This window comes from Bradyrhizobium sp. 191 (assembly GCF_023100985.1).
In the GTDB taxonomy this organism is placed as follows: domain Bacteria; phylum Pseudomonadota; class Alphaproteobacteria; order Rhizobiales; family Xanthobacteraceae; genus Bradyrhizobium; species Bradyrhizobium diversitatis.
Window position 1 is genome coordinate 3,799,738 of the sequence record NZ_CP064692.1, and the last position, 22,371, is coordinate 3,822,108.

The 22,371-nt window shown below is 64.9% G+C and carries 22 protein-coding genes; 15 read left to right on the forward strand and 7 right to left on the reverse strand.

Annotation, left to right across the window (positions count from 1 at the left end):
- Positions 1-19: 19 nt before the first annotated feature.
- Entirely contained in the window at positions 20-889 is an 870-nt protein-coding gene (gene gluQRS, locus IVB23_RS17640) for a tRNA glutamyl-Q(34) synthetase GluQRS (protein ID WP_247804451.1), read from the reverse strand.
- 190 nt (positions 890-1,079) lie between these two features.
- Here gluQRS and IVB23_RS17645 point away from each other — a divergent pair, with 190 nt between their 5' ends.
- Positions 1,080-1,733: a DNA-3-methyladenine glycosylase 2 family protein gene (locus IVB23_RS17645; protein WP_247804452.1), complete on the forward strand. Its 654-nt coding sequence runs from the start codon at positions 1,080-1,082 to the stop codon at positions 1,731-1,733.
- On the opposite strand, the gene IVB23_RS17650 is transcribed toward IVB23_RS17645, so the two are convergent.
- Entirely contained in the window at positions 1,730-2,617 is an 888-nt protein-coding gene (locus IVB23_RS17650; protein WP_197969705.1) for a LysR family transcriptional regulator, read from the reverse strand. The two genes, IVB23_RS17645 and IVB23_RS17650, sit on opposite strands and share 4 nt — an antisense overlap.
- Positions 2,618-2,797: 180 nt before the next feature.
- Between IVB23_RS17650 and IVB23_RS17655 the strand changes: the two genes are divergently transcribed.
- The 7 genes from IVB23_RS17655 to IVB23_RS17685 all read left to right on the forward strand — a co-directional run bounded on the left by IVB23_RS17655 (position 2,798) and on the right by IVB23_RS17685 (position 11,438).
- Positions 2,798-3,772, forward strand: coding sequence for a nitronate monooxygenase family protein (locus IVB23_RS17655; protein WP_061880689.1), 975 nt, complete (start codon positions 2,798-2,800; stop codon positions 3,770-3,772).
- 32 nt (positions 3,773-3,804) lie between these two features.
- Positions 3,805-4,989, forward strand: coding sequence for an ABC transporter substrate-binding protein (locus tag IVB23_RS17660; protein WP_061880679.1), 1,185 nt, complete (start codon positions 3,805-3,807; stop codon positions 4,987-4,989).
- 23 nt (positions 4,990-5,012) lie between these two features.
- Positions 5,013-6,527 (forward strand): acyl-CoA synthetase, encoded by a 1,515-nt coding sequence (locus IVB23_RS17665; protein ID WP_247804453.1) that lies wholly within the window; start codon positions 5,013-5,015, stop codon positions 6,525-6,527.
- 100 nt (positions 6,528-6,627) lie between these two features.
- Positions 6,628-7,707: a DUF2855 family protein gene (locus IVB23_RS17670; protein WP_247804454.1), complete on the forward strand. Its 1,080-nt coding sequence runs from the start codon at positions 6,628-6,630 to the stop codon at positions 7,705-7,707.
- A 79-nt stretch (positions 7,708-7,786) separates the two neighbouring features.
- Positions 7,787-9,550: an NAD(P)/FAD-dependent oxidoreductase gene (locus IVB23_RS17675; protein ID WP_247804455.1), complete on the forward strand. Its 1,764-nt coding sequence runs from the start codon at positions 7,787-7,789 to the stop codon at positions 9,548-9,550.
- Positions 9,551-9,700: 150 nt separating this feature from the next.
- Positions 9,701-10,678 carry a peptidyl-alpha-hydroxyglycine alpha-amidating lyase family protein gene (locus tag IVB23_RS17680; RefSeq protein WP_061880677.1) on the forward strand — a complete coding sequence of 326 codons (978 nt, stop codon included), beginning with the start codon at positions 9,701-9,703 and terminating at the stop codon, positions 10,676-10,678.
- Between the two features lie 202 nt (positions 10,679-10,880).
- Positions 10,881-11,438 (forward strand): HNH endonuclease, encoded by a 558-nt coding sequence (locus IVB23_RS17685; protein WP_061880676.1) that lies wholly within the window; start codon positions 10,881-10,883, stop codon positions 11,436-11,438.
- Between the two features lie 17 nt (positions 11,439-11,455).
- Here the strand turns inward: IVB23_RS17685 and IVB23_RS17690 are convergent, their stop codons facing one another.
- Entirely contained in the window at positions 11,456-12,337 is an 882-nt protein-coding gene (locus tag IVB23_RS17690) for a DMT family transporter (protein WP_247804456.1), read from the reverse strand.
- 147 nt (positions 12,338-12,484) lie between these two features.
- Here IVB23_RS17690 and IVB23_RS17695 point away from each other — a divergent pair, with 147 nt between their 5' ends.
- The 7 genes from IVB23_RS17695 (at position 12,485) to IVB23_RS17725 (ending at position 18,503) form a co-directional block, all read left to right on the forward strand.
- A complete protein-coding gene (locus IVB23_RS17695) occupies positions 12,485-12,706 on the forward strand; it encodes a dodecin (protein WP_061880674.1) in 222 nt (73 codons plus the stop codon).
- 33 nt (positions 12,707-12,739) lie between these two features.
- Entirely contained in the window at positions 12,740-13,405 is a 666-nt protein-coding gene (locus tag IVB23_RS17700) for a phosphoribosylanthranilate isomerase (protein WP_247804457.1), read from the forward strand.
- Positions 13,406-13,707: 302 nt separating this feature from the next.
- Positions 13,708-14,835: a TRAP transporter substrate-binding protein gene (locus tag IVB23_RS17705; RefSeq protein WP_061880672.1), complete on the forward strand. Its 1,128-nt coding sequence runs from the start codon at positions 13,708-13,710 to the stop codon at positions 14,833-14,835.
- 117 nt (positions 14,836-14,952) lie between these two features.
- A complete protein-coding gene (locus IVB23_RS17710; protein ID WP_194391297.1) occupies positions 14,953-15,555 on the forward strand; it encodes a TRAP transporter small permease subunit in 603 nt (200 codons plus the stop codon).
- Positions 15,552-16,901 (forward strand): TRAP transporter large permease subunit, encoded by a 1,350-nt coding sequence (locus tag IVB23_RS17715; protein WP_197969406.1) that lies wholly within the window; start codon positions 15,552-15,554, stop codon positions 16,899-16,901. The genes IVB23_RS17710 and IVB23_RS17715 overlap by 4 nt, the downstream gene beginning before the upstream one ends.
- 31 nt (positions 16,902-16,932) lie before the next feature.
- The gene (locus IVB23_RS17720) at positions 16,933-18,333 is read left to right on the forward strand and encodes an amidase (protein WP_247804458.1); all 1,401 of its coding nucleotides are present in this window, start codon (positions 16,933-16,935) and stop codon (positions 18,331-18,333) included.
- A complete protein-coding gene (locus IVB23_RS17725) occupies positions 18,330-18,503 on the forward strand; it encodes a hypothetical protein (protein ID WP_156505161.1) in 174 nt (57 codons plus the stop codon). Before IVB23_RS17720 ends, IVB23_RS17725 begins: the two co-directional genes overlap by 4 nt.
- 41 nt (positions 18,504-18,544) lie before the next feature.
- On the opposite strand, the gene IVB23_RS17730 is transcribed toward IVB23_RS17725, so the two are convergent.
- From IVB23_RS17730 to IVB23_RS17745, 4 genes are read right to left on the reverse strand one after another with little or no spacing between them, the layout of a single operon-like run.
- The gene (locus tag IVB23_RS17730; RefSeq protein ID WP_061880669.1) at positions 18,545-19,513 is read right to left on the reverse strand and encodes a dipeptide ABC transporter ATP-binding protein; all 969 of its coding nucleotides are present in this window, start codon (positions 19,511-19,513) and stop codon (positions 18,545-18,547) included.
- Positions 19,510-20,505 carry an ABC transporter ATP-binding protein gene (locus IVB23_RS17735; protein ID WP_061880668.1) on the reverse strand — a complete coding sequence of 332 codons (996 nt, stop codon included), beginning with the start codon at positions 20,503-20,505 and terminating at the stop codon, positions 19,510-19,512. The genes IVB23_RS17730 and IVB23_RS17735 overlap by 4 nt, the downstream gene beginning before the upstream one ends.
- Positions 20,505-21,422 carry an ABC transporter permease gene (locus tag IVB23_RS17740; RefSeq protein WP_061880667.1) on the reverse strand — a complete coding sequence of 306 codons (918 nt, stop codon included), beginning with the start codon at positions 21,420-21,422 and terminating at the stop codon, positions 20,505-20,507. Before IVB23_RS17740 ends, IVB23_RS17735 begins: the two co-directional genes overlap by 1 nt.
- Complete coding sequence (locus IVB23_RS17745) at positions 21,388-22,347, reverse strand: ABC transporter permease (protein WP_028178491.1); 960 nt, start codon at positions 22,345-22,347, stop codon at positions 21,388-21,390. Before IVB23_RS17745 ends, IVB23_RS17740 begins: the two co-directional genes overlap by 35 nt.
- Positions 22,348-22,371 lie beyond the last annotated feature (24 nt).

The following is a 22,371-nucleotide window of genomic DNA, read 5'->3' on the forward strand; positions in this document are numbered from 1 at the left end:
TGCTAACCCCCAGAGAAACTTAACCTAATCCCACCAGCTGGCGGACGCCGGCCGGCGTGATGCCGGCCGCGCGCAAGGCGCATAGACCGGTCGACTGGCTCGATTTCGACAGCTTCCGGCCCGCCTCATCGCGAATCAGCGGGTGGTGGCGGTAGGCGGGCTCGGGCAGGCCGAGCAGCACCTGGAGCAGGCGGTGCACCGCGGTGGCGTAAAACAGGTCCTGGCCCCGCACGATCTCGCTGATGCCCTGGAGGGCGTCGTCGACGACCACCGACAGATGGTAGCTGGTCGGCGTCTCCTTGCGGGCCAAAATCACGTCGCCCCACGCCTCCGGCCGCGCCGGGACGATGCCGCGCTCGCCATCCGGTCCCTCGCCCAGCTCACTCCAGGTCAGGCCGGTGACGTGCCGGCAGGCCGCAATCATGTCGAGCCGCAACGCGTAAGGCCTGCCCGATGCGACGAGACGGTCACGCTCGGGAGCTGGGAGCAACTTCGCCTCGCCGGGATAAAGCGGCGCGCCGTCGGGATCGCGCGGCCATGGCCCATTCGCCTCGCGCACGGCAACGAGCCTTGCGATCTCTGCCCGGCTCTCGAAGGCGGGATAGACGAGACCAAGCGCTGACAGTCTGTCCAACGCGGCACGATAATCGGCGAGGTGCTCCGACTGCCGGCGCACCGGCGTTTCCCAGGCAATTCCGAGCCAGGCGAGATCCTCGTAGATCGCAGTCTCGTATGCCGGCCGGCAGCGCGTCGTGTCGATGTCCTCGATCCGCAGCAACAGCCGCCCGCCGGTCTTGCGCGCGCGATCGAAGTTGAGCAGCGCGGAATAGGCGTGGCCGAGATGCAGGAGGCCGTTGGGGCTGGGGGCAAATCGGAAAACGGGTGGCATCAGTCGACATATCTCGTCATGGCCGGGCTTGTCCCGGCCATCCACGTTCTTCGAGCCCGCCTGCCGATCATGTCAAGGTGCCGGACAAACACCACAACCACCGCTCATGCTAGACAATACGTCACGGTTAGAAAGACGTGGATGGCCGGGACAAGCCCGGCCATGACGTCGGAGAGCTTGTCGGACCATCATGACCATCCACCTCGAAACCCAGTCCGATCTCGAAGAGGCCGTCCACGCGCTGATCAAGCGCGATCCGCGCCTCAGGCCCGTGCTCGAGATCGCGGGCATGCCGGCGCTGCGGCGGCGCGAGCCGGGCTTTACGGGCCTTGCGCACATCGTCTGCGGGCAGCAGCTCTCGACCGCGAGTGCCGCGGCGATCTGGGGTCGGCTGACGGCGGCGTTCGATCCGTTCGACCATGATGCGGTGCGCCGCGCCCGCACCGACCGGCTGGGGCGGCTCGGCCTCTCCGCCGCGAAGATCAAGACGCTGAAGCATCTGGCGCGCGAGATCGCCGCCGAGCGGCTGAACCTCGACGTGCTCGCGGAGGAAGATGCCGATGCCGCCCATCACACGCTGATCGCATTGCCCGGTATCGGCCCCTGGACCGCCGACGTCTACCTGCTGTTCTGCCTCGGCCACGGCGACGCCTGGCCGGCCGGCGACCTCGCCGTGCAGGAGGGCATCCGTATCGGGCTCGGTCTGAAGGCGCGGCCGACCGAGAAGCAGATGGCGCCGCTCGCAGAACCCTGGCGTCCGCTGCGCGGCGCGGCCGCGCATCTGTGGTGGAGCTACTATCGCGCCGTGAAGAAGCGCGAGGGCGTGCTCGCGGGGTCGGGCTAACCGCGCAGCCTCGCGCGGTCGGCCCGGGCGCATTCGGCGACGAAGTCGACCACGGCGCGCACCGCCGGAAGCTCGACGAGGTCGGGATGGGCCAGCAGCCATAGATCCGCGACGCTGGCGAGCTTCTGCGGGGCGACGCGCACGAGATCGGAATAGGCTTCGGCAACGAAGCACGAGAGCGCGGAGATTCCGATCCCGGCGCGGACCGCCGCCAGCATGTCCCCCTGGGACGAGCAGCGCATCACCACCCTCGCCTGCCGCGTGACGACGTCGCTCCAGCGCGCGAGCTGCGCATTGGACGTCTGGTCGGCGAAGCCGATGACGCTGTGCTCCTTCCACTCGCCGCGCCGTTCGGGCAAGGACCGCCCGGCGACATAATCGCGCGAGGCATAGAATCCCGTGCCGAGACGGCCGATCTTGCGGCCGACCAGGTTCTCCTCGCCGCTGTCGAAGGGCCGCAGCACCACGTCCGCCTCGCGACGGCGCACGCTCGCCGGAAACGGATGGGTGATGATCTCGAGCTGGATATGATCGTGCGCACGCAGGAAGGCGGGCAGGCGCGGCATCAGCCAATGCGAGGCCAGCGTCGCGCCGATCGACAGCTTGACGATGCCCCGCGCCTTGTGTCCTCCCGCCGCGACCGCGGTCTCGGCCCGCAGCGCCGCGGCCGCCATTGCCTCGGCGTGCTCGCGCAGCGTCCTTCCATCCGCCGTCAGCGCCAGGCCGTCGGCGGCGCGCGCCACCAATCGGGTGCCGAGCTGGGCTTCCAGCGCCGCGATCTTGCGGCTGACGGTGGGATGGCTGGTGTGCAGCCGGCGGGCGGCGGCGGTGAAGCTGCCGGTATCGGCGACCGCGACGAAGGTCTTGCAAAGGTCCCAGTCCATCGGCAGGCCCCGGTTCATAGCTGAATGACCATCCGTTCATTATTGAACGGCCCGAGCGCGCCGTCCAACCTTATAGTGGGATCAAATCCGCAAACGCGGGCGGCAGTCGCCCGCGCAACAATCAACAGGGAAACGCCTCGTCATCCGCCCGCCGGCGGGGCCGCGTTTCAGGAGGACATGATGGCGCTGCCCACTCTCTTGAAGGATTCGCTCGAGCTGCCCGTGGTCGGCTCGCCCCTCTTCATCGTTTCCGGGCCGGAGCTGGTGATCGCCCAGTGCAAGGCGGGCGTTGTCGGCTCGTTTCCGGCGCTCAATGCCCGTCCGGTCGAGAAGCTGGACGCGTGGCTGAGCCGCATCGAGGACGAACTCGGCGAATACAAATCGCGCAATCCCGGCAAGAAGGTTGCGCCCTACGCCGTCAACCAGATCTGCCATGCCTCCAATGACCGGCTGATGAAGGACATGGAGACCTGCGTAAAGCACAAGGCGCCCATCATCATCACCTCGCTGCGGCCTCCGGCGGAGATCGTCGAGGCCGCGCACTCCTATGGCGGGCTGGTGTTCCACGACGTCATCAACGTCAAGCATGCGCGCAAGGCCGCGGAACAGGGCGTCGACGGCCTGATCCTGGTCTGCGCCGGTGCGGGCGGACATGCCGGCACGCTGTCGCCCTTCGCGCTGGTGCGCGAGGTCAAGCAATGGTTCGACGGAGCGATCCTGCTGTCGGGTGCGATCAGCGACGGCTTCGGCATCGCCTCGGCGCTGACGTTGGGCGCCGACCTCGCCTATATGGGCACGCGCTTCATCGCCACGAAGGAAGCCAATGCCGACGCAGCCTACAAGTCGGCGCTGACGCAGCATGCCGCGCACGACATCGTCTACACCAACCTGTTCACCGGCGTGCACGGCAACTATCTCGGCCCATCGATCGCCGCCGCCGGATTGGACCCGGACAATCTGCCGGCCGCCGACAAATCGAAGATGAATTTCGGCTCCGGCGGCAACATGAAATCGAAGGCATGGCGCGACATCTGGGGATCGGGCCAGGGCATCGGCCAGATCACCGATGTCCCTCCCGTCGCGGAGCTCGTCGATCGGATGAAGGGTGAATTCGATCAGGCCCGGCAGGATTTCCTGATGCGCGCGAGCGCCTGACGTTTCGGACTGGCAAACAACGGGAGGATACAATGAAGCTTGTAGCCGCACTGATCGGCCTGTCCCTGCTGGCGCTCGCCGGCGGCAGCGCGCATGCCGAAGGCGCCGACGAGATCCGCATCGGCCAGACTCTGCCCTATAGCGGGCCGGCATCCGGCTTCGGCGCGATCGGGCGAACGCAGGAAGCCTTCTTCGAGAAGATCAATGCCGATGGCGGCATCAACGGCCGCAAGGTCAGGTTCATCACGCTGGACGATGCCTACTCGCCGCCGAAGACGGTCGAGCAGACCCGCAAGCTGGTGGAGCAGGACGAGGTGCTGATGATGTTCGGCTCGCTCGGCACCGCCACCAACAGCGCCGTGCAGCGCTACCTCAACGGCAAGAAGGTGCCGCAGCTGTTCGTGCTCTCGGGCGCGACCAAATGGGCCGATCCGCAGAAATACCCATGGACCATGCCCGGCATGGCCGCCTATGAATCCGAAGGCGTGGTCTATGCCAAGCACGTGCTGCGCACCAAGCCGGGCGCTAGGATCGCCATTCTCTCCCAGAATGACGATTTCGGCCGCGACTATGTCGCCGGCTTCAAGCGCGCGCTCGGCGACAAGGCCGCCAGCATGATCATCGCCGAGCAGACCTACGAGACCAGCGCACCGACGATCAGCTCGCAGCTCTCGACCCTGAAGGCATCGGGTGCCGATGTGCTGTTCGGCGTCGTGCTCGGAAAGTTCACCTCGCAGATGATCAAGGGCGTCGCCGAGATCGGCTGGAAGCCCGAGCTGTTCTTCGTGCCGACCTCGGCCTCGTCGATCTCGTTCCTGGAGCCGGCCGGGCTCGACAACGCGGTCGGCCTGATCTCGTCGAGCAATCAGAAGGACACGATGGACCCGCAATGGGCCAGCGATCCTGGCGTGAAGGAATACTTCGCCTTCATGAAGCAATACATGCCGAACGCGGACCTCTCCAACTCCAACTACGGGGCCGGCTACCACTACGCGACGCTGCTGATGACCGTGCTGAAGGCCTGCAAGGGTGATTTCAGCCGCGAAAATATCATGCGCCAGGCGGCCTCGCTGAAGGAGGTGAAGCTGCCGCTGCTGCTGCCGGGCATCACCGTTTCGACCGGGCCAGACGACTATCTGCCGTTCCAGCAGCTTCAGCTCCGGCGCTTCAACGGCAAGAGCTGGGTGGGCTTCGGCGACGTGCTCGACGATCGCTGACTCCAGTGGAACAGGGACGGACCATGATCATCAGCGGCGAACGCCGGATCGGCTATGACGAGATCCAGGCGCGCATCAAACGCGCCGCGAGCGGGTTTCGCGCCCTCGGCGTTGCCGAAGGCGCGCCGGTCGCGATGATGCTGCGCAACGACTTCGCCCTGTTCGAGGTGGTTGCGGCCTCCGCCGCACTGGGCAGCCCGGTGGTGCCGATCAACTGGCACCTGAAGGCCGAGGAGGTCCGCTACATCCTGACCGACAGCGGCGCCAGGATCCTGGTCTGCCACGCCGACCTGCTGCCGCAGATCCGCGGCGGCATTCCCGAGGATGTCCGCCTGCTCGTCGTCGCAACCCCGCCCGAGGTCGCGGCAACCTTCGCAATTCCCACCGATCTGACCGACGTCCCGGCGGGATCGATGGATTGGGACCGCTGGCGCGACGGCCATCCGGAATCGCAGGAGCCGCCGCGCCGGGCCGCGGCAATGATCTACACTTCGGGGACCACGGGCATGCCGAAAGGCGTGCGGCGCATGCCGATGCGGCCCGAACAGGCCGCCGCCTCCGAACGCGTCGGCGCGATCGCCTACGGCATCAAGCCGCGCGAGGACCAGGTCGTGCTCATCAACGGGCCGATGTATCACTCGGCGCCACATTCCTATGGCATGATGGCTTTCCGCAACGGCTGCACCATCGTTCTCCAGGCCCGGTTCGACGCCGAGGAGCTCTTGGCGCTGATCGAACGTCACCGTGTGACGCACATCCACATGGTGCCGACCATGTTCGTGCGCCTGCTCCGCCTGCCCGAGGCCGTCAGGCAGCGTTACGACCTGTCGTCGCTGCGCTTCGTCGTGCACGGCGCGGCGCCGTGCCCGCCCGAGGTGAAGCGGGCCATGATCGAGTGGTGGGGACCGGTCATCAACGAATATTTCGGCTCGACCGAGACCGGCATACCGGTGTGGCACTCGGCCGAAGAGGCGCTGAGGAAGCCCGGCACGGTCGGCCGCGCCATCGAAGGCGGCATCGTCAAGATTTTTCGCGACGACGGCAGCCTGTGCGATGTCAATGAGATCGGCGAGATCTACATGCGCCAGAGCGCGGTGCCCGATTTCGACTATCACGGCAAGGCGCAGGCGCGCGCCGAGGCCGGGCGCGACGGTCTCGTCAGCGTCGGCGACGTCGGCTATCTCGACGAGGACGGCTATCTGTTCCTGTGCGACCGCAAGCGCGACATGGTGATCTCGGGCGGCGTCAACATCTATCCTGCCGAGATCGAGAACGTGCTGATCACCATGCCCGGCGTCCGCGATTGCGCCGTGTTCGGCATCCCGGACGCGGAATATGGCGAGCGGTTGTGCGCCTGCATCGAGCCCGATCTGGCCGAAGAGCTCTCCGCCGCTGCCGTGCAGTCGTTTCTGCGCGAGCGGCTGGCCAACTTCAAGGTGCCGAAGGAGATCCAGTTCCTGGATGCGTTGCCACGGGAGGCAACCGGGAAGATCTTCAAGCGCAAGCTGCGGGATCCCCACTGGGCGGACCGCACCTAGCGGGACGCTGACAAACAGCGTTTAAAACTATGTTGCGGTTGCAAACGACGCGCCCATGACCGATGAGATGCCGGCACGGACACGAGCCGGGATCGACATCATGACAGCCACCGATTTCATCGTTGCGCGCGACGATTTCGAAAATTGCAGGACGGTCGCGACCGCGCTTCCGGATGCGCTGCCGCAGGACGCCCTGCTGGTGAAGGTCGACCGCTTTGCGCTGACCGCCAACAACATCACCTATGCAGTGCTCGGCGACGAGCTGAAATACTGGCAGCTGTTTCCGGCGCCGACTGGCTTCGGCAACATTCCGGTATGGGGCTTTGGCGAGGTCATCGCCTCAACACATCCGAACGTACCCGTCGGCGATCGCCTGTTCGGCTATTTTCCGATGGCGACGCATCTTGTCATCGGGGCCACCGACGTCAGCAAGCGCGGCTTGCGCGACGGTGCCGCCCACCGGCAGGGCGTAGCGCCGGTCTACAACGCCTATGCGCGCGTCGGCGGCGATCCCGCTTACGCCGGGCGGCAGGGCGATTACCAGGCGCTGCTGCGGCCGCTGTTCATGCTGTCGTTCCTGGTCGACGACTTTCTCGCCGAGAACGACGACTTCAGCGCGCGAACCGTGCTGCTGTCGAGCGCCTCGAGCAAGACCGCGTTCGGGCTCGCGCATCTGCTGCACACGCGCGGGCGCAAGGTGATCGGGCTGACATCGGCTGGAAACACGGGCTTCGTGACGTCGCTCGGCTGCTATGACGAGGTCATCACCTATGACCGCGTGACGTCGTTGCCAACGGAGGCCCCGGTCGCCTTCGTCGACATGGCCGGCAACAGCGCACTGCGGGCCGCGCTGCACCGGCATTTCGGCGAGCAGATGAAATGCTCGGTGCGCGTCGGTCTGACGCATCGTGCCACCGAGGCCGACGAAGGCGAGCTACCCGGTGCAAAACCGCGCTGGTTCTTCGCGCCCGACCAGATCCGCAAGCGTGCCAAGGAATGGGGCCCGGGTGGTATCGAGCAGCGTTTTGGCGCGGCATGGTCCGGCTTCGCGCCGCTGTTGGAGGGATGCCTGACCGTCGTCGAGAGCCGCGGACCCGAGGCGGTGCGGCAGGTCTATCTCGACACTCTGAAGGGCCGCATTCCGCCGGAGCAGGGCCACATGCTCTCACTGCTCGGGTAAGGCGCTTTCGACGACCTGAGAACCGGTATAGCGTTTGCCCCTCCGAGGAAACGCCGCGAAGGCGGCCATGAGGTCGCGCATGCTGGACCGGACGCAGGATATTTCCATCGCCGCGCAAGACTGGCTCGACGAATTCGAGCGCATCCTGGGCAGACCTGATCCCGCGACGCTAGACCCGCTCTTCCTCGCCGACGGCTTCTGGCGCGACGTGCTGGCGCTGAGCTGGAACCTGCAGACAATCGCGGGCCGCGATGCGATCACGCAGGAGCTGACGGCGCGCGCGCCCAAGGCGGCGCCGACTAGTTTGAATATCGCTCCGAACCGGGCGCCGCCGCGCTGGGTGACGCGGGCCGGCACCAACACCATCGAAGCGATCTTCCACTTCGAGACCGCGATCGGCCGCGGCAGCGGCATCGTGAGGCTCGTCCCTGACACGGCCGACGGCGACCGGTTGAAGGCATGGACGCTGCTGACCGCGCTCGACGAGCTCAAGGGCTTCGAAGAACAGCTCGGCGCCTCGCGCCCGCGCGGCCAGGCCTATTCGCGCGACTTTCGCGGGCCGAACTGGCTCGACCTGCGCAATGCCTCGCGCGACTATGCCGACCGCGATCCAGCCGTGCTGGTAGTCGGCGGCGGCCAGGCCGGGCTCGCGATCGCGGCGCGGCTGAAACAGTTGAAGGTCGACACGCTGATCGTCGATCGCGAGGCGCGGATCGGCGACAATTGGCGCAAGCGCTACCACGCACTGACCCTGCACAACCAGGTGCAGGTCAATCACCTGCCCTACATGCCGTTTCCGCCGAGCTGGCCGGTCTACATCCCCAAGGACAAGCTCGCCAACTGGTTCGAAGCCTATGTCGATGCCATGGAGCTGAACTTCTGGACCGGCACCGAGTTCGAAGGCGGCGCCTATGACGAGGCCAGCGGCCACTGGACCGTGACGCTACGCCGCTCCGACGGCAGCAAGCGTACCATGCATCCTCGTCACGTGGTGATGGCGACCGGCGTCAGCGGCATCGCCAATGTGCCCGATATCCCGACCCTCGACAATTTCAACGGCGCGCTGCTGCATTCCAGCCGCTACGAGGACGGCGAGAACTGGACAGGCAAGCGCGCCATCGTCATCGGTACCGGCAACAGCGGCCACGACATCGCGCAGGATCTCTATTCCAGCGGCGCCGAGGTGACGCTGGTGCAGCGTTCGCCGACGCTGGTCACCAATATCGAGCCGTCGGCGCAGCTCGCCTATGCGACCTATAATGAAGGCACGCTCGAGGACAATGATCTGATCGCGGCCTCGATGCCGACGCCGCTGGCGAAGACAACGCATGTGATGCTGACCGAGCAATCCAGGGAGCTCGACAAGGAGCTGCTCGATGGCCTCTCGCGCGTCGGCTTCAAGCTCGATTTCGGCGAGGCCGGCACGGGCTGGCAGTTCAAGTACCTCACCCGCGGCGGCGGCTATTATTTCAACGTCGGCTGCTCCAACCTGATCGTCGAGGGCAAGATCAAGCTCAGGCAGTTCTCCGACATCGAGAGCTTCGTCACGAACGGCGCGCGGATGACGGACGGCTCGATCATTGCCGCCGACCTCATCGTGCTCTCGACCGGCTACAAGCCGCAGGAATATCTGGTGCGTCAGCTGTTCGGCGATTTCATCGCCGACCGGGTCGGTCCGATCTGGGGCTTCGGCGACGGCTTCGAGCTCCGCAACATGTATACCCGCACGAAGCAGCCCGGCCTCTGGTTCATCGCCGGCAGCCTCGCACAATGCCGGATCAACTCGAAATATCTCGCGCTCCAGATCAAGGCGGTCGAGGAAGGGATTTTGGGGCGAACATAGCTACAGCCGTCATTCCGGGGCGCGCGTCAGCGCGAGCCCGGAATCTATCCCATCGCGAAACCTGCTGCACAATGGATTCTCAGATGCGCAATTGCGCATCATAGTTCGCGACTTCGTCGCGCCCCGGAACGACAAAAGGAGAGACCACCCATGCCAGCCATTCTCGGCACCGGCGAACACCGCTACCGCGTCGTTGAAAACTTCGCGAAACTTCCCGACGGCTGGCAGCTCACCGACGTCGCCTCGGTCGCGGTCGACAGCAAGGATCGCGTCTACGTCTTCAACCGCGGCGCCCATCCGATGGTGGTGCTGGACCGCGACGGCAATTTCCTGCGCAGCTGGGGCGAAGGACTGTTCTCCCGTGCGCACGGCCTGCACATCGATGCCGACGACAATCTCTATTGCACTGACGACGGCGACCACACCGTGCGCAAATGCACCACCGACGGCAAGGTGCTGCTGACGATCGGGATACCGGCAAAGCCGGCGCCGTTCATGAGCGGCGAGCCGTTCCACCGCTGCACCCACACCGCGCTGTCGCCGAAGGGCGAGATCTACGTCTCCGACGGCTACGGCAACGCGCGCGTGCACAAATTCACCCCCGATGGCAAGCTGATCAAAAGCTGGGGCGAGCCGGGCACCGATCCCGGCCAGTTCAACATCGTGCACAATATCGCGACCGATGCCGACGGCTGGGTCTATGTCGCCGACCGCGAGAACCACCGCGTGCAGGTGTTCAATGGCGAGGGCAAGTATGAGGCGCAGTGGAACAACCTGCACCGCCCCTGTGCGCTGTGCTGCTGCGGCGGGCCCAAGAAGCCGACCTTCGTCATCGGCGAGCTCGGCCCCGGCCTGGCCATCAACCGCAATGTGCCCAATCTCGGCCCGCGGCTGTCGATCGTGGACGCCAGGGGTAAGCGCATCGCGCGGCTAGGCGGCGAGCAGGGGCCGGGTGTCGCCAGCGGCAAATTCCTCGCCCCACATGGTATCGCGCTGGACTCGAAGGGCGACATCTATGTCGGCGAGGTCGGCGTCACCAATTGGGAGACGAGCTTTCCGGACGAGGAGATGCCGCCCGTCGTGCGCGCGAGCCGCTGCTTGCAGAAGCTGGAGCGGGTACGGGAGTAGCTGCCGCGGGAGGCGGTCACGACGCGGGGCTGGCGGTTCCGTGCGCCCCCAGATCGCGGCATTTTGAGCGCTTTTGCCACCCCGCCGCCGCATTGCTTGCGCCTGAATAAGTCGCTCAACGGGCTTCACAATCCCGTCACGCTGCATGTAGTATGTCAGTACATGCTGCTTCGCAGCGTATATTGGAGGCCGGGAGCGTTACTTGAACGCACATGTCTCGCAAGGCAGTTGGCCGGTGTTGGTGCTGAATGCGGACTTCCGGCCGCTGAGTTACTACCCACTGTCGTTGTGGTCGTGGCAGGACGCGATCAAGGCGGTGTTCCTCGACCGCGTCAATATCGTCGCTCACTACGATCAGGCGGTCCACAGTCCCACGCTGCAGATGCAGCTGCCGAGCGTCGTCTCGCTCAAATCCTTCGTCAAGCCGACCACCCACCCCGCCTTCACCCGGTTCAACGTCTTCCTGCGCGATCGTTTCGCCTGCCAATATTGCGGCTCGCCCGAAGACCTCACCTTCGATCACATCATCCCGCGCAGCAAAGGCGGCCAGACCACCTGGGAGAACGTGGTCGCGGCGTGCTCGCCGTGTAACCTGCGCAAGGGCAATCTCACCCCGGCGCAGGCAAGGATGTTTCCGCGCCAGAACGCGTTCGCCCCCACCGTGCACCAGCTCCACCGCAACGGCCGTCTCTTCCCGCCGAACTACCTACACGACAGCTGGCTCGACTATCTGTACTGGGATACGGAGCTGGATCCGTAGGGGCGAGCCTCCGCGCCTTATCCCCGTTGCAAGGCGAGCGTCACGCCGCCGAGCGTGAGCGCCATCGCCGTCCATTCGCGATAGCCCAGCGGCTCGCCCAGGATGATGGCGGCGGAGATCACGCCGATCACGGGCACGATAAGCATGCCGGTCGAGGCCGAGGTCGGTGGCAGACGGCGCAGCGTCTCGAACCAGGTGACGTAGCAGATGCCCATCGGCACCAGCGTCATATAGACGAAGCAGCCGAGCCCCCGCGGGGTAATCGCAGTGATATCAGGACGCTCGAACAGGACGCCGAGGATCAGCATCGCGGCGCAGCCGAGACCGACCTGCCAGGCGACGACGACCAGCGGCGGCATCGGCAGCGGCTTGCGGTTGAGCACGTTGCCGAGCGCGAACAGGATGGCACAGAGTAGCGCCAGCACGATGCCCAGCAACTTGTCGGCGCCGAACGCAAAGCCGTTGCCGCTCAGAAGCAGCGTGACGCCGGCAACGCCAAGGACCAGCCCGAAAATATCCCTTGCGGCAGGCCGCGTATGCAGCACCGGCCAGGCAAACAGCATCGCCCAGATCGGCATCGTATAGGCGAGCAGAGCGCCCTCGCTCACGGTGACATATTTCATGGCGACCGTGCCGAGACCCATCCAGGCAAAGACGTTGGTGAAGGTCGCAAACAGCAGCCTCGGGATGGCCTCGCGCGGCACGGCGAACGATTCCTTCCGGCTCAGCGCGAGGGTGCCGAGAATGAGGGAGGCGCAGATCCCGGCAAGGCCACGTGCGAACAGGGGCGGCCATTGCTGGAGCAACAGCTTCATGAGCGGCCAGTTCAACGCCCAGCCGAACGCCGTCGCGCAGAGGCAGAGAGAGCCGATCGTCCTGTCGCGCCGCGCCGAATCCATGGATAGCGCTTAGCAGGCGGACGCCGGCCGCTCCACCTCGGCTGGTGCATGCGGGCCATCGCGCAGGACGGAACCGGACCGCCTGGCGCTCGTTCAAATGGGAGCACACGCGTCGATGCGTGCCGCAGCGCAACCAGGGAGGCCATCATGCCTGCAGCCGAGAGAGATCATGTCTACAAGATCCTGGACCTGGTCGGATCGTCCGAGACCTCGATCGAGGACGCGATCAAGAACGCGATCAGCCGCGCGTCGAAGACCATTCGCGAGATGAAATGGTTCGAGGTGGTGCAGACCCGCGGCCACATCGAGAATGGCGCGGTTCGGCACTATCAGGTGACCTTGCGTGTCGGATTCACGCTGGAAGAGTGATTTCATCTTCGCCGTTGCGGCCGACACTTCACCATGCTGACCCAGATCTACGAAATTTCCAGCCCGGACGAAGCGCGCGCCGTCTCGGAGATCGGAATTGATCACGTCGGTATCCTGGTCGGCGACGGCGAATTTCCGCGCGAACTGCCGCTCGCTCTGGCGGCGGACATCGCCGCTACGATCGTGACGCCGGCAAGATTTTCAGCGCTGTTTCTCACGGCGCGAGCGGCGTTGATCATCGAATGGGCAAGGATGTTGAAGCCTGCGATCGTTCATCTCGGAGCGGCCCCCGAACTGCTCGGGCCCGCAGAGGTCGCCATGATCAAGGCCGCGCTGCCCGATCGTCTGATCATGCGGAGCGTGCCGGTTTATGGCGAGGAGAGCGTCGAGATCGCCCGGAGCTATGCGCACATAGCGGACTATCTTCTGCTCGACAGTCATCGCCCCTCCGACAGGCAGATCGGTGCGATCGGCGTGCCGCACGACTGGAGCATCAGCCGCCGGATCGTCGAACTGGTCGGTATCCCCATCATCCTGGCCGGAGGCTTGGGTCCTGACAACGTCGCAAAGGCCATCAGCGTGGTCGGGCCGGCGGGCGTGGACTCGAAGACAAGGACAGACAGGGAAGGCACGCACGCCAAGGATCTGGCGCGCGTGCGGCTATTCCATGAAGCTGCGCGAGCCGCCGGGGGCAATTAGCTGGCCTACCCTTCCGTCCCTCCTGCCGCGCTGACAGCTTCTCTTCGGCCCTGCACGCGGCTTTCCGAAGTCTGAGAGGACGTCTGCATATTTGCTGCGCTGCGACACGCGACCGCTCTATGCGGCTGCTGCAAATCGAAAGCTCGCCAACATCCAAGATGCGACATCGCGAGGCTTGTCGGATGCCGACAATGCGTCCAGACTGTGATCAAAGTCGCTGGAATGCGGCATACCTCCAGCGGTCAACAACGACAAGCGCGTCGAAACGCGTTCGAACAATCAGGCCGCCAGGGAGGACGTCCATGACTGCAAAGTCCGAAAAGACCAGAACAACTCGTCGCAAATTCCTGCTGGCCGCCGGCGCGACCGGCGCTGCTGCCATCGCCATGCCGCAAGTCAGCCGCGCGCAAACGGTGGCCCTCAAGATGCAGGGCTCGTGGGGCAAGGCCGATGTCTTCAACGAAATGGCCGAAGATTATGTGAAGCGCGTCAACGATATGGCCGGAGGTCGGCTGCGCATCGACTATCTGGTCGGCGGCTCGGTCGTGCATCCGTTCCAGGTCTTCGACGGCGTTCATGGCGGCCAGATCGACGCGGCACACACGGTGACGGTCTACTGGTACGGCAAGCACAAGGCCGCCTCGCTGTTCGGCACGGGCCCGGTGTTCGGCTTCAACGCCAACGAAGGTCTTGGCTGGATCCACAACGGCGGCGGCAAGGAGCTGTTCGAGGAGCTCCAGACCAAGATCATGAACGTCAACATCAAGAGCTTCTTCGCCATGCCGATGCCGACCCAGCCGCTCGGCTGGTTCAAGAAGCCGATCACCAGCGACGCCGATCTCAAGGGCTTGAAGTATCGCACGGTGGGTCTGGCCGCCGATCTCTTCCAGGCGATGGGTGCATCCGTCGCGCAGCTCCCCGGTGGCGAGATCGTGCCCGCGATGGAGCGCGGCGTGATCGACGGATTCGAGTTCAACAATCCGACCTCTGACCGGCGCTTCGGCGCGCAGGATGTCGCCAAGAACTACATGATGGGCAGTCATCATCAGGCGACGGAATATTTCGAGATCATGTTCAACCGGACCAAATTCAACGCGCTGCCGAAGGAACAGCAGGCGATCCTGCAATACGCCGCCGAAGCCGTGTCGTCCGCCAACGAATGGAAGGCCATGGATTATTATTCGAAGGACCTGCAGGAGCTGATCAACAAGGACAAGGTCAACGTCCAGCGAACGCCGAAGTCGGTGTTCGACGCGCAGATCAAGGCGTGGGACGGTTTGATCGCCCAGCTCGGCTCGGACCCGTTCATGAAGAAGGTGATGGACTCGCAGAAGGAATGGGTCCGCCGCGTGGTTTACTACAACATGAACAACGCGACGGACTACCGCGGCGCCTTCGAGCATCACTTCCCGGGCGTGCTCAAGGTCTGACAGCTGCCGCAGCGCACCGCGTGGGGCCGTATCGTGAGGGGGCGGCGCAATTGAAGCGCCGCCCGCGAATTGGGAGGGGGACATCCGGATGGTCTGCTCGCAGCGAGTTCGGCTCGCATGACGAAATTCCTGTTCTTCATCGATGAGCTCAGCACGTGGGTGGGCAAGGCATTCGCCTGGCTGATCCTCGTCCTTACGCTGGGTGTCAGCTACGAGGTGTTCGTGCGCTACGTCCTGCGTGCGCCGACCACATGGGCTTTCGACATCAGCTACATCACCTATGGCGCGATGTTCCTGATGGCCGGCGCGTATACGCTCTCGCGAAACGGCCATGTTCGGGCCGACGTGGTCTACCGCCTGTGGTCGCCGCGCACCCAGGCGACGATGGACCTCGTCCTGTATATCCTGTTCTTCCTGCCGGCGATCGCCGCGCTGATGTATTCGGGCTGGAACTACGCCCAGATGTCGGTTCGCTTCCGCGAAGTCAGCATCTTCAGTCCGGCCGGCGTGCCGGTGTTTCCGCTGAAGGCGCTGATCCCTCTCACCGGTTTCCTTCTGTTCCTGCAAGGGTTCGCCGAAATCATTCGCTGTGTGCTCTGCATCCGCACCGGCCGATGGCCGCAACGCCTGCACGACGTGGAAGAGACCGAGAGCCTCGTCATCCGCGAACATCAGCAGCACGCGGCTGAGCCGCAGAGCGAGAAGGGACCAGGCGCATGACCGATCCTCAACTCGGCATGCTGATGCTCGGCCTCTTCATCTTCATCATCATGCTCGGCTTCCCGATCGCGTTCACGCTGATGGCGATGGGCGTCTCGTTCGGCTACTATGCCTACTACACTCCCGGTCAGGACTTCTTCCAGAACCGCATCTTCACGCTTCTGGTGCAGAAGACGTTCGAGGTCACATCCAGCGATGTGCTGGTTGCGGTTCCGCTGTTCCTGTTCATGGGCTATCTGATCGAGCGCGCAAACATCCTCGACCGCCTGTTCTACTCGCTGCAGCTGTCGATGAAGAACGTGCCGGGCGCGCTGGCGGTGGCAACGCTGATCACCTGCGCGATGTTCGCGACTGCGACCGGCATCGTCGGCGCGGTTGTCACGCTGATGGGCCTGCTGGCCTTGCCGGCGATGCTGCGCGCCGGCTACGACGTCAAGCTGTCGGCAGGCGTCGTCTGCGCCGGCGGCTGCCTCGGCATCCTGATTCCGCCGAGCATTCTCCTGATCGTCTATGCGGCAACCGCCGGCGTCTCGGCGGTCAAGCTTTACGCGGCCGCGTTCTTTCCGGGATTCATGCTGGCCGGCTTCTACGTCCTCTATGCGATGACACGCGCGATCATCAATCCCGCGCTCGCGCCGAAGCTGCCGCGTGAGCAGACCGACGTGCCGCTCAGCACGGTAATCTGGGCGCTCGCCACATCGTTCCTGCCGCTGGCGTTGCTGATCGTTTCGGTGCTCGGGGCGATCCTGTTCGGCCTGGCGACGCCATCCGAGGCGGCCGCGGTAGGCGCCCTCATGAGCATCGTTCTGGCCGCCGCCTACCGTTCGCTCAACTTCACGATGATGCGCGAATCGGTCTATCTGACCGTGCGTGCCACCGCGATGGTCTGTTACCTGTTCATCGGGTCGTGGACGTTCTCGGCGGTGTTTGCCGTCCTCGGCGGACAGACCGTGGTCGAGCAGTTCTTCGCCGCGATGAACCTGTCGCCGATCGGGTTCCTGCTGTTGACCCAGCTGATCATCTTCCTGCTCGGCTGGCCGCTGGAATGGACCGAGATCATTATCATCTTCGTGCCGATCTTCCTGCCGCTGCTGCCCCAATACGGCATCGATCCGATCTTCTTCGGCATCCTGGTGGCACTGAACACACAGACGGCGTTCAACACGCCGCCGGTTGCGATGGCGGCCTTCTATCTGAAGGGCGTAGCGCCGCCTCAAGTGAAGCTGACCGACATCTTCTCCGGCGCACTTCCCTTTGTCGGCCTGGTCTTCCTCACCATGGCACTGGTCTACATCTTCCCGGGGATCGCATTGTGGTTGCCCACCTATCTCTATGGATCGCGATGAACGCGCCTGGCAAACCGACGAAAGGCCGCGCATGAGTCTCAACGCGCTCGGCCTCATGGAAGCTGCGGCTGGCATCCGCGACGGCCGGCTCAGTTCGGCTGAGCTCGTCGGCGACTGCCTCAAGCGCATCGACGAGGTCGATCGCGATATCCATGCATGGGCGTTCCTCGATCGCGACCACGCGATGCGACAGGCCGAGGCTGCCGACGATCATCGCAAGCAGGGCAAGGCCACAGGCCCGCTGCATGGCGTGCCCGTGGGCATCAAGGATATCTTCGACACCGGCGACATGCCGACGGAATTCGGATCGGAGCTGTGGGCCGGACGGACGCCGCGCCGCGATGCGGCGGCCGTGGCGCGTCTGCGGGCGGCAGGCGCGGTGATCCTCGGCAAGACGGTTACCACCGAGTACGCGTACTACAATCCGGGCAAGACCCGAAATCCGCACAACCCAGATCACACGCCCGGCGGATCGTCCTCCGGCTCAGCCGCGGCCGTCGCGGCGCTGATGGTGCCAGGCGCTGTCGGATCGCAGACCAACGGCTCGGTGATCCGTCCTGCCGCCTTCTGCGGCGTGGTCGGTTTCAAGCCTTCGCACGGCCTCATTCCGCGCAGCGGCGCGCTCGAATTGTCGCGCACACTCGATCATGTCGGCGTGTTCGGGCGCAGCGTGGAGGACGCGGCCCTGCTGGCCGAGGTCATGGTCGACTTTGACCGGGAGGATTTAGACACGCGACCTGTTGCCCGCCCGCCATTCTCTGCGGTAGCGGCGAGCGAGCCGCCATTGCCACCGCGATTTGCCTTCGTGCGCTCTCCGGTCTGGGATCAGGCCGAGCCAGTGGCACGTGAGGCCTTTGCCGAGCTTGTCGAGGCTTTGGGCGAGGCTTGCAGCGAAGTCGAGCTTGGGCCGAGCTTCGATAGAGCCGTCGATATGCACCGTATCATCATGGAAGTTGACATGGCGCACAATCTGCGGCGCGACTACCAGCGAGGCGGCGACAAGCTGAGCACGCGTCTACGCCAGGCGATCGAGCGCGGCCGCGCGCATCTCGCGGTGGACTACTGCAGCGCCCTGGCCGGGATTGCGCCGCTCAACCAGGCTCTGGACCAAATTTTCGACGAGTACGACGCCGTCCTGACGCCCGCGGCGCCGGGTGCGGCGCCCGGCATTGAAACGACCGGCAACCCGGTTTTCTGCACGCTCTGGACCTATCTCGGCGTACCCGCCATCAGCCTGCCATTGATGCGTTCCGAAGCCGGCCTTCCGTTGGGCGTCCAGCTCGTCGGCCGCCCCGGCAACGATGCCCGCCTCTTGCGCACGGCAAGCTGGCTCGTCAGGAATATCGGGCGCGCTCGTGGCAGCGCTCGGCGCAACGTCCCGAGCGCCGGGACGAGCTCGGCTCCCGGCGCGGAGAAAAGGAAAGTGCGATGACCAATCTGATCACCGGACTCATCGGCCTTTCGCTTATGATGACCTTTCTTGGAATCCTGGTGGTTTGGATCAAGGCCATCCCGCTCATCGTCATTGTGGTTGGCGTGGTGATCCTGGCGGTGATCGATTTCGTCCAGTCACTGCGGACGACGAACGGCACGCCTCGCTGACCGCCAGAAATCGTCCTCGCACGGCATGTCGCGCCGCACCGTCACACCAGGTGACACGCCGCAAAATGCCCCGCCGCCCCCTCCTTCAGCACCGGCGCGCTCTCCGCGCAACGCGGCTGGGCGATCGGGCAGCGGGTGTGGAAGTGGCAGCCCGATGGCGGCTTCATCGGGCTCGGCACGTCGCCCTTGAGGCGGATACGCTCGCGCTTCAGCTTGGGATCGGGCACCGGCACCGCCGACAACAGCGCCCTGGTGTAGGGATGCTGCGGATTGCGGTAGAGATCGCTCGCCTTCGCCAGCTCCACGATGCGTCCGAGATACATCACCGCGACGCGATCGGAGATGTGCTCGACCACCGAGAGATCGTGCGCGACGAAGAGATAGGTCAGGTTCAACTCGGCCTGGAGGTCTTCCAGGAGGTTGATCACCTGGGCCTGGATCGACACGTCGAGCGCGGAGACCGGCTCGTCGCAGACGATCAGCTTCGGCTCGACCGCCAGCGCGCGCGCGATCACGATGCGCTGGCGCTGGCCGCCGGAGAACTCGTGCGGATAGCGCCGCATGTGCTCGGCCTTGAGCCCGACCTTGACCAGCAGGCTCGCGACGCGCTCCTCGCGCTCCTTGGTGGAGGTCGCGAGATTATGGATGGTGAAGGCCTCGCCGAGGATGGCGCCGACCGTCATGCGCGGATTGAGCGAAGCGAACGGGTCCTGGAACACCAGCTGCATGTTCCGCCGCATCGCGCGCAGATCGTTGCCGCTGAGCTGGCGTACGTCCTGGCCGTCGAAGGTGACCTCGCCGTCGGTCGGCTCGATCAGGCGCAGCACGCAGCGGCCCGTCGTCGACTTGCCGCAACCGGATTCGCCGACGAGACCGAGCGTCTCGCCGCGATTGACCGAGAACGACACGCCGTCGACCGCATAGACAGTGCCGACCTGGCGTGACAAGAGGCCGCCGAGCACAGGGAAATGTTTCTTCAGGCCGCTGACGCGGAGCAAGGGCTCGCTCATGACGCGGCTCCCAGGTTCGGATCGCCGAGATGACAGGCCATGCGGTGACCGGGCGCGATCTCGCGCAGCAGCGGCTCCTTCTCGGTGCAGACGTTCATCGCGAACTTGCAGCGCGGGGCAAAACGGCAGCCGACCGGCGGGTTGATCAGTATCGGTACCGAGCCGCCGATCGCTTCCAGCCGCGTCTTGTGCTCGCTGTCGAGATCGATGCGCGGGATCGAGCGGATCAGGCCTTGCGTATAGGGATGGCGGGGATCGCCGAAGAGATCGTCGACGGGCGCCTCCTCCACCACCTTGCCGGCATACATCACGACGACGCGCTGCGCCGTCTCCGCGACGACGCCCATGGCATGGGTGATCAACATCACCGCCATGCCGAAGCGTTCCTTCATGTCCTGCAAGAGGTCGAGGATCTGCGCCTGGATGGTGACGTCGAGCGCGGTGGTCGGCTCGTCGGCGATGATCAGCTTCGGCTTGCAGGCGAGCGCCATCGCGATCATCACGCGCTGACGCATGCCGCCGGAGAACTGGTGCGGATAATTGTGCACGCGACCTTCGGCATTGGGGATCTGCACCAGCTTCAGCATCTCGATGGTGCGTTCCAGGGCCTGCTTTCTCGTCACCGCCTCGTGGCGGCGCAGGCTCTCGGCGATCTGCTCGCCGATGGTGAGCACCGGATTGAGCGAGGTCATCGGCTCCTGGAAGATGAAGCCGATCTCCTTGGCGCGGATCTCGTCGAGCTGATTGCTGGTCAGCGGCACGAGATCGCGCCCCTCGAAAATGATCTGGCCCGCCGCGATCCGGCCCGGCGGCATCGCGATCAGCTTCAGGATCGACATCGCGGTGACGGTCTTGCCGCAGCCGGACTCGCCGACGACGCAGAGCGTCTCCCCCCTGTTGATGGAGATGTCGACGCCGTCGACGGCCTGGAGGATACCGTCGTCGGTGGAAAAGTGGGTTTTCAGGCCCTTGATCTCGAGCAGCGGCGCCATCAGATCACCCGTCGCGCATCGAGCGCGTCACGCAGGCCGTCGCCGATGAAGTTGATGGCGACCACCGCGATGAAGATCGCGCCGCCCGGAAACAGCGCCCAGTGCGGGCCGATATCGAGGAAATCCTTGGCATCGTACAGCAGTCGGCCCCAGGTCGGGGTGTCAGGCGGAAAGCCGAGGCCGAGGAAGGACAGCGTCGATTCCGCGATGATGGCGGCCGCAACGTCGATGGTGCCGGCGATGATCACCGGACCGAGCGCATTTGGCAGGATGTGCTTGACCACCTGCCGCAGCGGACTTGCACCGAGCGCACGTGCAGCCTCCACGAATTCCTTTTCGCGGATCGACAGGAACTGCGCGCGCACCAGGCGCGCGACCGGCATCCAGCGGAGCCCTCCGATCACCAGCACGATCAGGATGAAGATGCCGCCCTCGGGGCCGAACACCTGCTTCAGCCCGTCGCGGAAGAGATAGATCAGCAGCAAGAGCAGCGGCAGTTGCGGCAGCGACAGGAACAGATCCGTGAGCCACATCAGGCCATGGCCGAGCGCGCCGCGCGACATGCCGGCCAGCGCGCCGATCAGCACGCCGATAAAGACCGAGACCAGCATCGCGGCAAGGCCGACGGCGAGCGAGATGCGCCCGCCATAGATCATGCGGGCGAGGATGTCCTGCCCGAGATCGTCGGTGCCGAACGGATGGGCCAGCGACGGCCCCTGCATACCCGCCACAATGTCGATCTCGTCGATCTTGACCCGCCAGACGAACGGACCGAACACCACCGCCAGGACAAGAACCAGGAGCAGGAACGCGCTGACGACGGCAAGCTTGTGGCGGCTGTAGCGCCGCCACGTCTCGCGCCAGGGCGAGTAGACCCGCCGCTCAGCGGAGGGAGATGCGAGGGTCAAGCCAGCCATAAAGGACGTCCGCGATGAGATTGAACAGCACGACCAGGCACGCGAAGACGAAGGTGACGGCCATCACCACCGGCGTGTCGTTGGAAAGAATGGAGGAGATCAGCAGCGAGCCGATGCCCGGGATTCGGAAGATCTGCTCGGTGACGATGGCGCCGCCGAACACCGCGGGCATCTGCAACGCGATCAGCGTCACGACCGGGATCATGGCGTTGCGCATCACATGCTTGACGATGACCGTGGCCTGGCCAAGTCCCTTGGCACGGGCCGTGGTCACGTAGTCGAGCCGGATCACGTCGAGCATCGCCGAACGGACGAAGCGCGTCATCGACGCCGCCTGGAACAGGCCGAGCACCGCCACCGGCATGATCGCCTGCCTGATCATCTCCAGCACCCAGCGGATGCCGGTTGCCTTGATGTCGGTGGTATAGACGAAAGGCAGCCAGTCCAGCGTGACCGAAAAGATCAGGATGAACAGAATGCCGGTGAAGAAGGTCGGCAGCGAGAAGCCGACGAAGGCGAGCGTATTCGCGATCTGGTCGAACAGCGAATACGGCCTGGTCGCGGCATAGACCCCGACGGGGATCGCGATCAGGAGTGCCAGGATCTGCGCCGAGCCGATCACGTAGAGCGTGGCCGGCAGGCGCTGGAGGATCAACTGGTCGACGTCCATCCGGCTGACGAAGGAGAAGCCCCAGTCGCCGTGCAGCATGGCGTTCAGCCAGTGCAGGTAACGGAGGTAGATCGGATCGTCGAGGCCGAACTTGGCCCGAAGCGCGGCCTGCACTTCGGGCGGCACGTTCGGGTTGGTCGCCAGTTCAGAGAACGGATCGCCGGGGGCGAGCGCAAGCACGACGAACAGCACGACCGAGATTCCGAGCAGGCTCGGAATCGCGATCAGGAGGCGACGCAGGACGTATTGACTCATGAGGGAAGGCCCCGTCTAGAGCTG